This window comes from Hymenobacter aranciens (assembly GCF_030580865.1).
Classification (GTDB): Bacteria; Bacteroidota; Bacteroidia; order Cytophagales; family Hymenobacteraceae; genus Hymenobacter; species Hymenobacter aranciens.
In genome coordinates, this window is record NZ_JAUQSY010000026.1 from 33,039 (window position 1) to 47,198 (window position 14,160).

The window sequence follows — 14,160 nt, forward strand, 5'->3', positions numbered from 1 at the left end:
GTACTTCCTCCAAAGATTTGCTCATGACCGAACTCCAACGCCTGCTCCGCGCCTACGATGCCTACCGCGCCGCGGGCCGCGCCTGCGCCCTGGCCACGGTAGTGGACGTGGCGGGCTCGGCCTACCGTCGCCCCGGTGCCCGCATGCTCGTGACGGCCGACGGGCAGCTGGCCGGCTCCATCAGCGGGGGCTGCCTGGAGGGCGACGCCCGCCGCCGCGCCCAGCAGTGTCTGTCCCAGGGCCGCCCCACCATCATCACCTACGACTCGACCGACCCCGACGACGACCTGCAGTTCGGCGCCGCCCTGGGCTGCCAGGGCGTGGTGCAGATTCTGCTGGAACCGCTGGATTTTCAGCAAGCTGACAATGCCCTGGAGCTGTTGCGTAGCTGGGCCGAAGCCGCCGAAGCGCCCGCCGTAGTAGCCACGGTGTTCAGCATGGCCGGGGCCAGCGCGCCCGCCCGCATGGGCGAGCGGCTGCTATTGAAAGCTGATGGCAGCGTCCAAGGCACGCTCACGCAGGCCTCGGCTTTGTACGAGCAGATTGTGGCCGATGCCCGCGAGGCGCTGGTGGTCAACCGACCTGCTACCTATAGCTACCCGGCCGGCCTCGGCACGGTGCGCGTGAGCCTCGAAATTCTGCGGCCGCCGGTGCGGCTCACCATCTTCGGGGCCGGCAACGACGTGCAGCCGCTGGTGCATCTGGCCGCCGGGCTGGGCTGGCGCGTGCAGGTCATCGATGGGCGTCCGGCCCAGGCCCAGCTCACCCGCTTCCCTGAAGCTGAAGATGTGCGGGTAGTGCCGCTGGCGCAGGTTGCCGCCTTGCCGCACGACGGCCGCTTCGTGCTGCTGATGACGCACAACTACCACTACGACCTAGCCGCGCTACGTTGGCTGCTGCCCCAGCTGCCGGCCTACGTGGGGCTGTTGGGCCCGCGCAAGAAGTACGAGCGGCTGCTCCAGGATTTAGAAAAAGACGCCCCCGATGCCGCTGCCCGGTTGCAACCCTGCCTGCACAGCCCCATCGGCCTGAACCTGGGCGGCGAAACGCCGGAGGAAATTGCGCTGGCCATCGTGGCTGAAATTCAGGCGGTGGTAGCGGGGCGTTCGGCGGGCTTTATGCGCGAGTCGGGGCGGCCCATTCACGCGCCGTTGCATCGGGTGGGCGAGGAGTTTGAAGCCACCAATCCCGTAGCCGCCGTATGCAGCGTATCGGCCTGATATTGTTAGCGGCGGGCAGCTCGTCGCGGCTGGGGCAGCCCAAGCAGCTGCTGCCCTACCAGCAGCGTACGCTGTTGCGCCAAGCGGCCGAAGTAGCGGCGACATCAGGTTGTGCGCCGCTGGTGCTGGTGACCGGAGCGTTACATGACGAGCTGCTGCCGGAGGTGGCGGGTCTACCGTTCTACGTAGTGCGCAACGAGGACTGGGCGCAGGGCATGAGCACCTCCATCCAAGCCGGGCTCGACGTGCTCGAAATGCAGACTAAAGCCGCGCCGCTCGATGCCGCCATCGTGATGCTCTGTGACCAGCCGCTGCTCACGCCCGGCATTCTGCGTCAGTTGGTAACACAGTTTCAAGCCACCGGCCAGCCGTTGGTGGCCTGTGAATATGGCGGTACCCGCGGCGTACCGGCGCTGTTCGGCCAGACGCTGTTTCTGGCCCTGCATGCGTTGCAGGGCCCGGCGGGAGCGCGGGAATTGCTGCGCCAGTACGCTGATTTGCCGGCGGTCGATTTTCCTGGTGGCGCGGTGGATGTCGACACGGTGGCGCAGTATCAGCAGTTGCTGGCGCAGCCGTAGCTACCCCGGCCGGCAACGCGGCGGCGCAAAAGCCGTTATCTTGCCCGGCGCTTCTTCAACCCTTCCGCGCCCATCGTTCATGGCTTCGCCCCAAACCCCTGTTGCCGCCGCGCCCGGCGTCGAAAAAGACAACAAGCGCATCACCACCGGCTGGACGTTCTACGACTGGGCCAACTCGGTTTATCCGCTGGTAATCACCAGCTCCATCTTCCCTATTTATTGGGGTGCTGTCACCGCCGATATCAATCCGGCCGAGGGCAATACCGTCAATTTCCTGGGCTTCGACGTGCCCGGCTCGTCGCTGCTGACCTACGCCATTTCGGCGGCCTTTCTCATTATCGCGCTGGTCAGCCCGTTTCTAACGTCGTTGGCCGATTATTCGGGCCGCAAAAAGCTGTTCCTGCAGATTTTCTGCTACATTGGTGCCGCTAGCTGCGCGGCCCTGTACTTCTTTACCAAGGACACCCTCACGCTGTCAACCTTTATTTTCATTGCCGCCACGGTTGGCTTTAGTGGTAGTATTGTGTTCTATAACTCCTACCTACCCGAAATCAGCAGTGAGGAAAAATTCGATTCGCTTTCGGCCCGTGGTTTCTCAATGGGCTACATTGGCTCAGTGTTGCTGCTGATTATCTGCCTGGTAATCATTCAGGGGCCGGCCATCATGGGCGGGCCGGAAGGTGTGGCGCTGTTTGGCATGAGCACCGGACAGGCCACCCGGTTAAGCTTTCTGCTCACCGGCTTGTGGTGGGTGGGCTTCGCGCAGATTCCCTTCTTTACCCTGCCCGCCGATACCGGCCGCCCGGCCGACGCGCCGGTGAGCTCCGACGGCTGGGTGCTGAACGGCTTTCGCGAACTGGGCAAGGTGTGGGCGCAACTCAAGGACCTGCCCAATCTCAAGCGCTTCCTGCTGGCCTATTTCACCTACAACATGGGCGTGCAAACGGTGATGTACGTGGCCACCATCTTCGGCGACAAGGTATTGAAACTCGAAAGTACGGCCCTCATCATTACCATTCTACTGCTGCAAATTGTGGGTATTCTGGGCGCTTACCTATTCGCCAAGCTCTCGGAGCGCATCGGCAATACGCGCGCCCTGAGCTGGGCCGTATTCATCTGGATGCTGATTTGCGTGGGCGGCTATTTTGTGCAGGCTGGCTGGAGCTTCTACGCCCTGGCTTCCGTTATCGGCCTCACCATGGGCGCCGTACAAAGCCTCTCACGGAGTACGTATTCTAAGATTATTCCCGAAAATACGCCCAATACGGCCGCCTTTTTTAGCTTCTTCGACGTGACCGAAAAGCTCTCGATTGTGATTGGAACCGCCGTGTTCGGCGTCATTGCCCAACTCACCGGCTCGATGCGTAACAGCATTTTATCACTGATTGTGTTTTTCATTCTGGGCCTGTATTTCCTGTTCCAGCTGCGGGGCCGTAAACTACGGGAAGATGTTGGCCCGTCTGATGCCACCATCCCCGGCCCGCTGCCAGCTTCGGCCGTGGCCAGCACTCCGGCTACTCACAAAGAATAATGGCCTGACCAATAATAGCAAGCTGGGCTAAGCCCACCAAAGGGCGGCAACTATCGCAGTTGCCGCCCTTTCTTTGTGCCGTGATTTTGCATTCTGTCCACCAATCTCCTATGTACACCTCTTCCGTCCAACAAAACATCCTTGCCGAGCTTCACCACGAGCTGGCCCAAACCCGCCGCGTACTGGAGCGCGTGCCTTATGAGCAGGCCGATTATAAGCCTCACCCCAAGAGCATGTCACTGTGGCAACTGGCTACTCACGTCGTAAATCTGCTGGCCTTCAATACGCTATTCGTTACCCACAACTCACGCGACTTTCTCGACCCTAACGCACCCAAGCCCGGCCCCACGCCCACCAGTTTGGAGGAGCTATTAGCGCGCTTTGACGAGTACAGTGCCGTGCTGCGCCGAGAACTGGAAGCCAGCAGCGACGAGGCAATGACGCATAAATTTAAGCTGCACCGCGGTGAAGACGTGATTTTTGACCGACCCAAAGGCACAGCCATTCGCATTATGGGCCTCAACCACAGTATCCACCACCGCGGCCAACTCACGGTGTACCTACGCCTGCTCGATATTCCGGTGCCCGGCCTCTATGGGCCAAGTGCGGACGAGAAATAGAGGTTTTTGTCACGCCCTCGCGGCTGTCATACTGAGCAAAGCGAAGCACCCTCTCACATTTGAACGATTTATTCAGGCGTGAGAGGATGCTTCGCTTTGCTCAGCATGACAGTTCTATTTTGCTGGCGAACTAAACACCCGCCGCCCCGCAATCCAGGTTTGCAGCACCTTAGTGCCGCGTAGTTCCTGCTTCGGAGCCGTCATTAAGTCCTTGTCCAGCACCACAAAATCAGCCCATTGGCCAGCTACCAGTTGGCCTTTTTCTTTTTCCTCGAAGCCCGCCCAAGCAGCCCACTGAGTCATGCCGCGCAGGGCTTGCTCGCGGCTAAGCGCATTTTCCATCTGAAAGCCGCCCGCCGGATAGTTCTTGCCATCCTGCCGGGCCACAGCGGCGTGGAAGCCGAACAGCGGATTGAGATATTCGACCGGAAAATCAGAGCCCAGCGCCACGCGGCCGGCGCTATTCAACAAGGCTTTATAAGCGTAAGCGGTTTTTAGCCGCGCCGTGCCCAGCCGCCCGCCGGCCCAGTACATATCGGACGTAGCATGAGCGGGCTGGATGGATGGCACCAGCCCAAAGCGACCGAATTTGGCCACGTCAGCGGCCGTTACTACCTGCGCGTGTTCGATGCGCCAGCGCCGGTTGCGCTGCCCGCGCAAGGCCGCGCCGCAAATGTCGAGCAGCAGCCGATTGGCCGAGTCGCCGATGGCGTGGGTATTCATCTGGAACGGGCTGGCAGCAACGCGCCGGGCCAGCTCGCGGTAGGTGGCGGCCGATTGCAGCAGGAAGCCGCGCTCGTGCGGACTATCGGAGTAGGGGGCCAGCAGGCAGGCACCGCGCGAGCCCAATGCCCCATCGGCGTACACTTTGAAAGAATTAACCTTCAGATAATCGCTGCGATATGGCCCGCGCTTCAGGTAGTGGTCAAGGTTGGCAGGCGTGGCGCTCACCATGCAGTTCAGCCGCAGGCGTAGCTGCCGGGCCTTTTGCAGCGAGTCGATGCGCTCGATATCGCGTCGGTCGAGGCCGGCGTCGGCCAGACTGGTGAGGCCCAGCGCCAAGCATTCCTGTTCGGCCTGCTTGAGTAGCGTGGTTGCTTCGGCGGCACTAGGCTCGGGGATGAGACGGATTACCAGACCTTTCGCGTTATCAACCAGCAGTCCGGTGGGCCGACCTTGTGCATCGTGCCCGAGACTACCGCCGGGTACTACGGTTTTTGCCGTAATTCCTACCAAATCCAACGCTTTCTGATTGGCCAGAGCGGCGTGGCCGTCGATGCGCGTTAGGTACACCGGCACATCAGGAAACAGCCGGTCTAATGAATCTTTGGTCGGAAATTGGCGGCCGGGCCAGTCATTCTGGTCCCAGCCGTGGCCGAGCAGCCAGGCATCCTGCGGCCGCTGCTGGCGGTGCGCCCGCAGCCGCGCCAGCACCTCGGCCCACGACTTGGCCGCCACCAGATTAGCCTCGCGCAGCCCTAGTGCATAACGGTAGAAATGGCAATGCGCGTCGTAAAAACCGGGGTAAATAAACTTGCCCCCAGCATCCACTTCCTGAGCACCACGATACTTTCCACGCACCTCGGCTGCACTACCCACAAAAGCAATGCGCCCATCGCGCACCGCAAAAGCCTCTGCTTTGGAAAAAGCCGAATCAACGGTGTAAACAGTGGTGTTATACACCACCAAATCAATCGCTTCGCGACGAGTCGAGCAGCTGCTCAATAACACACCCAAGCAAAAAGCCCAAGCAACAATCAATGTGGCCTTCACATGCAGCATGTACCAAAATCAGCCAGCCGCGTAGCGGCGTATTCGTTCAATCCGTTTGCATCTACGGTGCTTATTCAAAGCGCATGTGCTTCACCGACTCGCCCGAGTTCTGCAGCTCCTGCAGCGACTCGATGCCGATTTGCAGATGCTGCTTCACGAAGTTGGCCGTCACACGGGAGTCTGATTCTGAGGTTTTCACGCCTTCGGGCGTCATCGGGTTGTCGCTCACCAGCAGCAGGGCGCCGTGGGGAATATCGTTCATGAAGCCGACCACGAAAATGGTGGCCGTTTCCATGTCCACGGCCAGGGCGCGCACGCGGCGCAGGTAGTCCTTGAACTCCGAGTCGTGCTCCCACACGCGGCGGTTGGTGGTGTACACGGTGCCGGTGAAGTAGTCGAGCTCGTGCTTCTTAATCATCGAAGAAACAGCGCGCTGCAAGCGGAACGACGGCAGGGCCGGGATTTCCTTCGGCAGATAATCGTCGGAAGTTCCTTCGCCGCGAATGGCCGCGATGGGGAGCACGAGGTCGCCGAGCTTGGTTTTTTTCAGCCCGCCGCACTTACCCAGAAACAGGGCCGCCTTGGGCTTGATGGCCGACAGCAAGTCCATCACCGTGGCGGCCATCGGCGAGCCCATGCCGAAGTTGACGATGGTAATGCCGTTAGCCGTAGCGGTTTGCATGGGCTTGTCGGTGCCGCGCACCTCCACGCCAAACTGCTCGGCAAACATGTACACGTAGTTGCTGAAGTTGGTGAGCAGGATGTACTGCCCGAAGTCGCCCAGCGGCACGCCGGTGTAGCGCGGCAACCAATTTTCGACGATTTCCTCCTTGGTTTTCATATTCAATGAATGGGTTAGTGATTGATTAAATGAGTGATGGGTTGAGCGGTTGGGGTAATAGGAGAGCTAAGCGACTGGGAAAAAGCGGCCCGCTGGCCACTTCACTCATTCACTCAGACACCAATTCGCTCATTGGCGCAACCCGTACCTTTGGAGGTGATGCAAGCTCTGGACCTGCCGCCTTTCGAGGCCAAACTTACAACATCGGCCACGAATCAGCCGCTTATCTGGGATGCGCTGCGGCGTAAACACGTCGTGCTCACGCCCGAAGAGTGGGTGCGGCAGCACGTCGTGCACTACCTGGCCAACCATCTTGGCTACCCCCGCGGCCTGCTCTCACTAGAGCGCGGCCTGCGCTACAACCAGCGCCAGAAGCGCTCCGACCTGCTGGCCCTCGACCCTAATGGGCAACCGCTGCTGCTAGTGGAGTGCAAAGCGCCTACCGTGGCAATTACCGCCGAAGTAGCCCAGCAGGCCAGCGTTTATAATCAAACGATTGGTGCACCGTATTTGCTCATTACCAATGGAATGGTGCACTACTGCTGGCAAGTCGATTTTACAACCCGCAGCAACCAGCGGCTGGCCGAAATTCCAGCTTTTGCGGAAGCCATTGCGCGGTAAGTTACTTATACAGTCGATTGTCTACCAAGCCATTGACGTAGAACTGCAGCAGCGCCCGCAGCTCGTCGCCATATTTTTTGACCAAAGCCGGGTTAGGATGGGCCAGAGCTTCAGCAGGAATAAAATGCGTTCGATAAGGATAGAGTATTACCGAATCGTCGGTTCGCAGCTCAGTCACGAAATCGGAATGCACTAGGAAATAGGAGCCGCCAGCGCTGAAAACTGCCCGACCCGTGCTAGTGGTATCGAACGCCGAATGGCTGAAAGGCAACAAGTAACGTTGGTCCTGCCGCAGGCCTAGCACATCGAGCACGGTAGCGGGCACGTCGGTTTGTGAGGTGATGCGGTGCCCTTTAGAGGCAGGCAATGGCTGGCCGGACCGGAAAATCAGCAGCGGCGTTTTGTAGTGGCCGAGGGTATTCTGGTAGTCAGGTTGGTCACTTTGCGACGTGTGGTCGGCAGTGAGAATAAACACGGTATTGGCATACCACGGCTGCTGGCTGGCGGCGGCGAAAAAGCGCCGCAAGGCCATATCGGTGTAGGCAATGGTGGGGTGAATGGGTTCCGTTCCCTTCGGAAATTTGCCCCGGTACTGCGCGGGCACGGTGAAAGGGTCGTGGGCGCTAAGGGTGAACAGCGTGGCAAAAAAAGGCTGGTGCGTGGCCGACAGTTGCCGGTTAAAGTATTGCAGATAAGGCTCGTCAAAAATGCCCCAGTGTCCGTCGTAGTCGGGGCTTTTATCACCTTGTGGGTATTGGTTGAGGCCGTAGTAGCGCTGCATGCCGGCCAGTCCGGCAAACATATCGAAGCCCATCGTGCCGTTGGTGGCGCCGTGGTACATAGCCGTGGTATAGCCGTGGCGGGCCAGAATTTCGCCCAGCCCGTGCACTTCATTGGTCTGAAAAGTAGAGGTGATAAACGGTTCCTCCAGCAGCGAGGGCAGGCCCGCCAGCACAGCGGGCAGTGCTTCAATGGAGCGCCGCCCATTGGCATAATTATCCCGAAATAAGACGCCGCCGTGCGTAGCCAGCGAGTCGAAAAATGGCGTGTAACCGCCGCGTCCGCCGTTTTCCACGCCCGTATATTCCGAGCCGAAGCTTTCCAGCAGTAGCACGACCACGTTGGCTGGCGGCGAGGTGGGAGCAGGCCGCTGGGGCAGCGTGGGCACTTGCAAGGCCTGTCGAAGCGCCGCTTCGCTGGCAAAATAATGTAGCCGCTCGGTGGCGGGTAGGTCAAAGGTTTTGAGTAGCGTGAATGTGCTATTCAGGGCGAGATGGCCGAGCACGGCGGGCTGCTGCTCGAAAGCTGCGCCGGGGCGTAAGGGTTTCAATTGCAGGCCGCCACGCACGCCCAGCACTACCAATCCGGCCACTATGGCAAACTCAATAGCCCACTGCGTCAGACGGCGGCCACGGGGCAGTTCGTCAGGCCCTTGCGGGCCGGGCATGGGGCAAAGCCACCACAGCAGTGCCGCCAGCCCCAGCACCGGCAGCAGCAAGTACCAGTAGTGCGCCAGCATCTGGCCCGCCTGCCGCAGCACGTCGTCGCCGATGGTCGTCAGCTCACTGCTGGTACGCCGGCCAATAAATTTAAAATACTCCCAATCAATAACATTCACGACGATGCCCGGCACATTGAACGCCACGTAGAGCCCGCGCAACAGCTGCTGCCCCCGCCGCGCTGCCACCGGTACCAGCAGCGAGGCCAGCACCAGCAACAGATTCAGCCACAGCAGCGCCGCAATATCAAACCGGAACCCGTGCCAAAATGCCAGCAGCACCGGACCGAGGCCAATGCCTTGAAAGGTGTTGTAATTGGAGGCATAAAACCCCAGGCGCAGTAGTAGGTACAGCCCCAGTAGCAGGCTGAAACGACGGAGCAACAGGCGTAGGGCAGGGGAGGGAAACAAGGTTTGGTATTATTTAGGCTGTCATGCTGAACGCAGTGAAGCATCTTATTAAGTTACTGCGTCGCTCTAACTTGATAAGATGCTTCACTGCGTTCAGCATGACAATTGACTTTAAGAAGAAAGCCTTCCCGACACTACGTCAGGAAGGCTTTTAACTTTCAATTACTAACGTTTGCCTTAAACGGCGGCCGTTTCCAGCACGTTCTGCACGTCTACCAGCGGCAGGTTCCAGGCGTCGGCTACGCCTTTGTACACCACTTCGCCGTGCACCACGTTGAGGCCCAGGCGTAGGGCTTCGTCGCGGCGGCAGGCTTCCTGCCAGCCCAGGTTGGCCAGCTTCACGGCGTAGGGCAGCGTGGCGTTGGTCAGGGCCAGGGTGGAGGTGTAGGGCACCGCGCCGGGCATGTTGGCCACGCAATAATGCACGATGTCGTCGATGATGAACGTGGGGTTTTCGTGCGTGGTGGGGCGGCAGGTTTCGATGCAGCCGCCCTGGTCCACGGCCACGTCTACCAGTACGGTGCCGGGACGCATGGTTTTCAGCATGTCGCGGGTGATGAGGTGAGGGGCCTTGGCGCCCGGAATCAGCACCGCGCCCACGATGAGGTCGGCGGTTTTGATGGCTTCGCGGATGTTATACTCGTTCGAGTACTGCGTCACCACGTTCTTGGGCATGAAGTCGTCCAGCTCACGCAAGCGGTTGAGATTGATGTCCATCACCGTCACCTGCGCGCCGAGGCCGGCGGCTACCTTGGCAGCCTGCGTGCCCACGATGCCCGCACCCAGCACCAGCACGTGCGCCGGTTTCACGCCAGGCACGCCGCCCAGCAGGATGCCGCGGCCTTTCAGGGGTTTCTCCAAGTACTTAGCGCCTTCCTGCGGGGCCATACGACCGGCCACTTCGCTCATCGGGATGAGCAGGGGCAGAGCACGGTTGGGCAGTTCCACAGTTTCGTACGACAGGCATACGGCCTTCCGCTCAATCATGGCGTGGGTGAGCTCCTCGCCGCTGGCAAAGTGGAAGTAGGTGAACAGCAGTTGGTTTTCCTTGATGAGCGGATACTCCTCGGCAATCGGCTCCTTCACTTTCACAATCATCTCGGCCGTTTCATACACCTCGGCGATAGTGCCCAGCATAGTGGCCCCGGCCTCCTGATACTCAGCGTCGCTGAAGCCGCTGCCCTCGCCGGCCGTGGCTTGCACATACAGCTCGTGACCATGCTTGCGCAGCTCGGCTACGCCAGCGGGCGTGAGGCCCACGCGGTTTTCGTTGTTTTTGATTTCCTTGGGAACGCCGATAATCATGAGCGGAGGGGTGAAATGAAGAAGTTGGAAATGGGTGGAAAATTCGTGGGGCAAAGATACGACGCGGGTCCGGTCAGATGCCCTAGGCGTCCGACCGGTTTTCATCCGGCTGTCTTTGTTCTACCGTCAACCGGTCGGACGCCTAGGGCGTCTGACCGGTCAAATAATCCCAACAAAAAGGCCCCGCCGAAAAAATCAGCGGGGCCTTTGCATTAGTTAAATCAAGGCAAAATCAGTAATTCTTACTTGAACGGCACCGCCGTGCCACTCTCCTTCAGCATGCTGCCGCCGGCCAAATCCTTCACGATATTGGCCTTGAGGGTGATTTTAGTGTCGCCGCTCACATCGTTTGAGGCAATGGTGACGGCGTCGGAAATCTGGCCAATCTGGCGCTGGCTGTAGAGCAGCTCGATAACGGCGCTCTGGCCGGGCGCGATGGGCTTGGGCGGGTTTTTGTAGCCCACGCAGTAGCAGCCCGAGGTGAGGCCGCCCAACTCCAGGGGCGTTTTGCCGGTGTTGCGCACCGTGAAACGCGCCGTCTGTTGCTGGCCCGATTCCATTTTGCCGAAGTCATGCGTAGTACGGTCTACTTCGAGGTGCGGCGACTTGGCCAGCTGTGCGGGGGTGAGCGTGGGCTTGATTTCGGCCTTCGTGAGCACTGCGCCCTTGATGGTGAGCACCGTGCTGGGCGTGCTGGCATTGCTGGTCACGGTCACCGTTTTGGTGAACATGCCGGGGCGGCCGGCGCTGTTGTACATCGCCTTCACGATGCCCGACTTGCCGGGCATTACCGGCGTTTTGGTCCAGTCGGGCGTGGTGCAGCCACAGCTGGCCTGCACGTTGGAGATGATAACCGGCTGGTTGCCGGTATTTTTGAACTTGAATTCGTGCGTGGCCACCGTGCCTTCGGGCACGTTGCCGAACTCGTGGTTTTCTTTCTCAAACTGGATGACGCCCTGAGCGCGGGCAGCCACCGAAATAGCCAGCAGGCCGATGGTAAGGAAACGTTTCATAAGAACAGGTTGGAGTCGGAACGGTTGTTTGGAGCCGGCCGGTGAAGTATTCCAAAATCTGGCCAACTTGCAACAATAGCTGCCAAAACAACCCAAATATACGCCCGTCGGTTCGTCACACCACCCACCCGGTGCCGATTCCGTATTTTTGTCCACCGGTTTTGTGCCGGTCCCGTTCTTCTCCGACCCCACCCACTTCCAATTTCTGTTTATGTCTCCTGCCGAAACCGCCGCGACCACCCTGGCCACGCCGCTCACCAAAGACGACCTGCTTCGTGATTACCGCCTGGCCTGGGAAAGTCGCCACGCCTCGCTGGCCGGGCGCAAGGAAGTGTTTATGGGCAAGGCTAAATTCGGCATCTTCGGCGACGGCAAGGAAGTGCCGCAGCTGGCCATGGCTCGCGCCTTTCAGAACGGTGATTTCCGCGCCGGCTACTACCGCGACCAGACCTTCATGGTGGCCATCGGCGAGCTGAGCTGGCAGCAGTATTTCGCCCAGCTCTACGCCCACACCGACGTGGAGGCCGAGCCCGCTACCGCCGGCCGCGCCATGAACGGCCACTTCGCCACCCGCCTGCTCGACGACGACGGGAATTTCCTGCCCCAGACCGACCGCAAAAACTCCTCCGCCGACATTTCGCCCACCGCCGGCCAGATGCCCCGCCTGCTGGGCCTGGCCTACGCCAGCAAGCTCTACCGCCAGAACCCCGAACTGCACGAGCTGAAGAACTTCTCGGTGAACGGCAACGAGGTAGCCTTTGGCACCATCGGCAACGCCAGCACTTCGGAAGGCATGTTTTTCGAGGCCCTGAATGCGGCCGGCGTGCTGCAGGTGCCCATGCTGATGAGCGTGTGGGACGACCACTACGGCATCTCCGTGCCGGCCGAATATCAGACTACCAAACAAAGCATTTCGGCCATCCTGATGGGTTTGCAGCGCGAAAGCGAAGGCGAGCAGGGCTTCGAGATTTTCGTGGTGCGCGGCTGGGATTATGCCGCCCTCACCGACACCTACCAGAAAGCCGCCGCCCTCTGCCGCGAGCAGCACGTGCCGGTGCTCATCCACGTGACGGAAGTGACGCAGCCGCAGGGCCATAGTACCAGCGGCTCGCACGAGCGCTACAAGAGCCGCGAGCGCCTCGACTGGGAAGAAGCCCACGACTGCATCCACAAAATGCGCGAGTGGCTGCTGGCCGAAGGCCACGCCGAAGCCGCCGAGCTCGACGGCATCGAAAAGGACGCTGCCGCCACCATCAAAACGGCCCGCACCGCCGCCTGGGCGGCCTTCTTCGACCCCATCAAAGCTGAGCAGGCCGAAGCCGTGGCGCTGCTCGATAAGCTGGTAGCCAGCCTCGGCGCCGAGAACAGCTTGCACGAGCTGGTGGCGCAACTCAAAAATAATCCCGCGCCCATCCGCGCCGACATCGTGCGCACCCTGCGCCGGGTGTTGCGCGAGCTGCGTCACGAAACCCGCAGCCGCGGCCGTCGTGCCGTGCAGCAGCACCTCGAGCAGCTGCTGGCCGAAAACGCCGACCGCTACAACTCCACCTTGTTTAGTCAGAGCGAGTGGGCTGTGGGCAACATCGAAGAAGTGCCCGCCCAGTACGCCGCCGACGCTCCCGTGGTGGACGGCCGCGAGGTGCTGCAGGCCTGCTTCGAGGCCAATTTCCGGCGCGACCCCACCATCTTCGCCATCGGCGAGGACGTGGGTAAAATCGGCGACGTGAACCAGGCCTTTGCCGGCCTGCAGGATAAGTTTGGCGAGCTGCGCGTCACCGACACCGGCATCCGCGAATGCACCATCGTGGGGCAGGGAATCGGCGCCGCACTTCGTGGTTTGCGCCCGATTACGGAAATCCAGTACCTTGACTACCTGCTCTACGCCATCCAGATTCTGAGCGACGACCTGGCCTGCCTGCAGTACCGCACCAAGGGCGGGCAGAAGGCGCCGCTCATCATCCGCACCCGCGGGCACCGGCTGGAGGGCGTGTGGCACTCGGGCTCGCCCATGCAGATGATTCTGGGCAGCATCCGCGGCATCCACGTCTGCGTGCCGCGCGACATGACGCAGGCCGCCGGCTTCTACAATACCCTGCTGCGCTCCGACGAGCCCGCGCTGGTCATCGAATGTCTCAATGGCTACCGCCTCAAGGAGAAAGTGCCCGCCAACATCGGCGAGTTTACCCTGCCGCTGGGCCGCCCCGAGGTGCTGCGCCCGGGCGAAGATGTGACCGTAGTAACCTACGGCTCGATGTGCCGCATCGTGCTGGATGCCGCCAAGCAGCTGGCCGAAGTCGGCATTTCGGTCGAAGTAGTGGACGTGCAAACCCTGCTGCCCTTCGACACCGAGCAGCTCATCGCCGACAGCCTGCAGAAAACCAGCCGCGTAGTGTTCATCGATGAAGATGTGCCCGGCGGCGCCACGGCCTACATGATGCAGCAGGTGCTCGACGAGCAGAATGCCTACCGCTTCCTCGATTCGGCCCCGCGCTGCCTCGCCGCCCAGGCCCACCGCCCGCCCTACGGCTCCGACGGCGACTATTTCTCCAAACCCAACGTGGAGGACGTGTTCGACACGGTATATGAGTTGATGGGCGAGGCAAACCCGGAGCAGTTTCCGCCGATTTACTAGAGACAGTTAAAAGTGGCGGGTTTAAAAATAAAAAAGTGGGCCCGTTCGAAAGCGGCCTTTTAAAATTTAACGCGCCGCTTTTAACCTTAGATTCCTGAATAACGCTGGGGGGGGGAA

11 protein-coding genes are annotated in these 14,160 nt (G+C 60.5%); 6 read left to right on the forward strand and 5 right to left on the reverse strand.

Annotated features, from left to right (window positions below):
• Positions 1-23: 23 nt before the first annotated feature.
• The 4 genes from Q5H93_RS23795 (at position 24) to Q5H93_RS23810 (ending at position 3,949) form a co-directional block, all read left to right on the forward strand.
• Positions 24-1,220, forward strand: coding sequence for an XdhC family protein (locus tag Q5H93_RS23795; RefSeq protein WP_305009239.1), 1,197 nt, complete (start codon positions 24-26; stop codon positions 1,218-1,220).
• The gene (locus Q5H93_RS23800) at positions 1,202-1,798 is read left to right on the forward strand and encodes a nucleotidyltransferase family protein (RefSeq protein WP_305009240.1); all 597 of its coding nucleotides are present in this window, start codon (positions 1,202-1,204) and stop codon (positions 1,796-1,798) included. The genes Q5H93_RS23795 and Q5H93_RS23800 overlap by 19 nt, the downstream gene beginning before the upstream one ends.
• Positions 1,799-1,877: 79 nt before the next feature.
• Complete coding sequence (locus tag Q5H93_RS23805; protein ID WP_305009241.1) at positions 1,878-3,329, forward strand: MFS transporter; 1,452 nt, start codon at positions 1,878-1,880, stop codon at positions 3,327-3,329.
• Between the two features lie 110 nt (positions 3,330-3,439).
• Positions 3,440-3,949 carry a DinB family protein gene (locus Q5H93_RS23810; RefSeq protein ID WP_305009242.1) on the forward strand — a complete coding sequence of 170 codons (510 nt, stop codon included), beginning with the start codon at positions 3,440-3,442 and terminating at the stop codon, positions 3,947-3,949.
• 114 nt (positions 3,950-4,063) lie between these two features.
• On the opposite strand, the gene Q5H93_RS23815 is transcribed toward Q5H93_RS23810, so the two are convergent.
• Together Q5H93_RS23815 and Q5H93_RS23820 are read right to left on the reverse strand one after the other, a co-directional pair.
• Positions 4,064-5,680, reverse strand: coding sequence for an amidohydrolase (locus Q5H93_RS23815; RefSeq protein ID WP_369811100.1), 1,617 nt, complete (start codon positions 5,678-5,680; stop codon positions 4,064-4,066).
• 112 nt (positions 5,681-5,792) lie between these two features.
• On the reverse strand, positions 5,793-6,563 hold the full coding sequence (locus tag Q5H93_RS23820; protein WP_305009244.1) for an AMP nucleosidase: 771 nt from the start codon (positions 6,561-6,563) through the stop codon (positions 5,793-5,795).
• 159 nt (positions 6,564-6,722) lie between these two features.
• Here Q5H93_RS23820 and Q5H93_RS23825 point away from each other — a divergent pair, with 159 nt between their 5' ends.
• Positions 6,723-7,184, forward strand: a complete 462-nt coding sequence (locus Q5H93_RS23825) for a type I restriction enzyme HsdR N-terminal domain-containing protein (RefSeq protein ID WP_305009245.1) — start codon at positions 6,723-6,725, stop codon at positions 7,182-7,184.
• Between the two features lies 1 nt (position 7,185).
• Here the strand turns inward: Q5H93_RS23825 and Q5H93_RS23830 are convergent, their stop codons facing one another.
• The 3 genes from Q5H93_RS23830 to Q5H93_RS23840 all read right to left on the reverse strand — a co-directional run bounded on the left by Q5H93_RS23830 (position 7,186) and on the right by Q5H93_RS23840 (position 11,411).
• The gene (locus Q5H93_RS23830; RefSeq protein ID WP_305009246.1) at positions 7,186-9,093 is read right to left on the reverse strand and encodes an LTA synthase family protein; all 1,908 of its coding nucleotides are present in this window, start codon (positions 9,091-9,093) and stop codon (positions 7,186-7,188) included.
• A 177-nt stretch (positions 9,094-9,270) separates the two neighbouring features.
• A complete protein-coding gene (ald, locus tag Q5H93_RS23835; protein ID WP_305009247.1) occupies positions 9,271-10,398 on the reverse strand; it encodes an alanine dehydrogenase in 1,128 nt (375 codons plus the stop codon).
• A 242-nt stretch (positions 10,399-10,640) separates the two neighbouring features.
• Complete coding sequence (locus Q5H93_RS23840) at positions 10,641-11,411, reverse strand: DUF1573 domain-containing protein (RefSeq protein ID WP_305009248.1); 771 nt, start codon at positions 11,409-11,411, stop codon at positions 10,641-10,643.
• A gap of 211 nt (positions 11,412-11,622) precedes the next feature.
• On the opposite strand from Q5H93_RS23840, the gene Q5H93_RS23845 reads away from it, so the two are divergent.
• Positions 11,623-14,043 carry an alpha-ketoacid dehydrogenase subunit alpha/beta gene (locus tag Q5H93_RS23845; RefSeq protein ID WP_305009249.1) on the forward strand — a complete coding sequence of 807 codons (2,421 nt, stop codon included), beginning with the start codon at positions 11,623-11,625 and terminating at the stop codon, positions 14,041-14,043.
• Positions 14,044-14,160 lie beyond the last annotated feature (117 nt).

Coding starts and splice junctions, on each gene's coding strand:
- Q5H93_RS23800 (WP_305009240.1), top strand. CDS start 1,202: ATGCAGCGTATCGGCCTGATATTGTTAGCGGCGGGCAGCTCGTCGCGG.
- ald (WP_305009247.1), bottom strand. CDS start 10,398: ATGATTATCGGCGTTCCCAAGGAAATCAAAAACAACGAAAACCGCGTG.
- Q5H93_RS23845 (WP_305009249.1), top strand. CDS start 11,623: ATGTCTCCTGCCGAAACCGCCGCGACCACCCTGGCCACGCCGCTCACC.
- Q5H93_RS23820 (WP_305009244.1), bottom strand. CDS start 6,563: ATGAAAACCAAGGAGGAAATCGTCGAAAATTGGTTGCCGCGCTACACC.
- Q5H93_RS23825 (WP_305009245.1), top strand. CDS start 6,723: ATGCAAGCTCTGGACCTGCCGCCTTTCGAGGCCAAACTTACAACATCG.
- Q5H93_RS23795 (WP_305009239.1), top strand. CDS start 24: ATGACCGAACTCCAACGCCTGCTCCGCGCCTACGATGCCTACCGCGCC.
- Q5H93_RS23840 (WP_305009248.1), bottom strand. CDS start 11,411: ATGAAACGTTTCCTTACCATCGGCCTGCTGGCTATTTCGGTGGCTGCC.
- Q5H93_RS23805 (WP_305009241.1), top strand. CDS start 1,878: ATGGCTTCGCCCCAAACCCCTGTTGCCGCCGCGCCCGGCGTCGAAAAA.
- Q5H93_RS23810 (WP_305009242.1), top strand. CDS start 3,440: ATGTACACCTCTTCCGTCCAACAAAACATCCTTGCCGAGCTTCACCAC.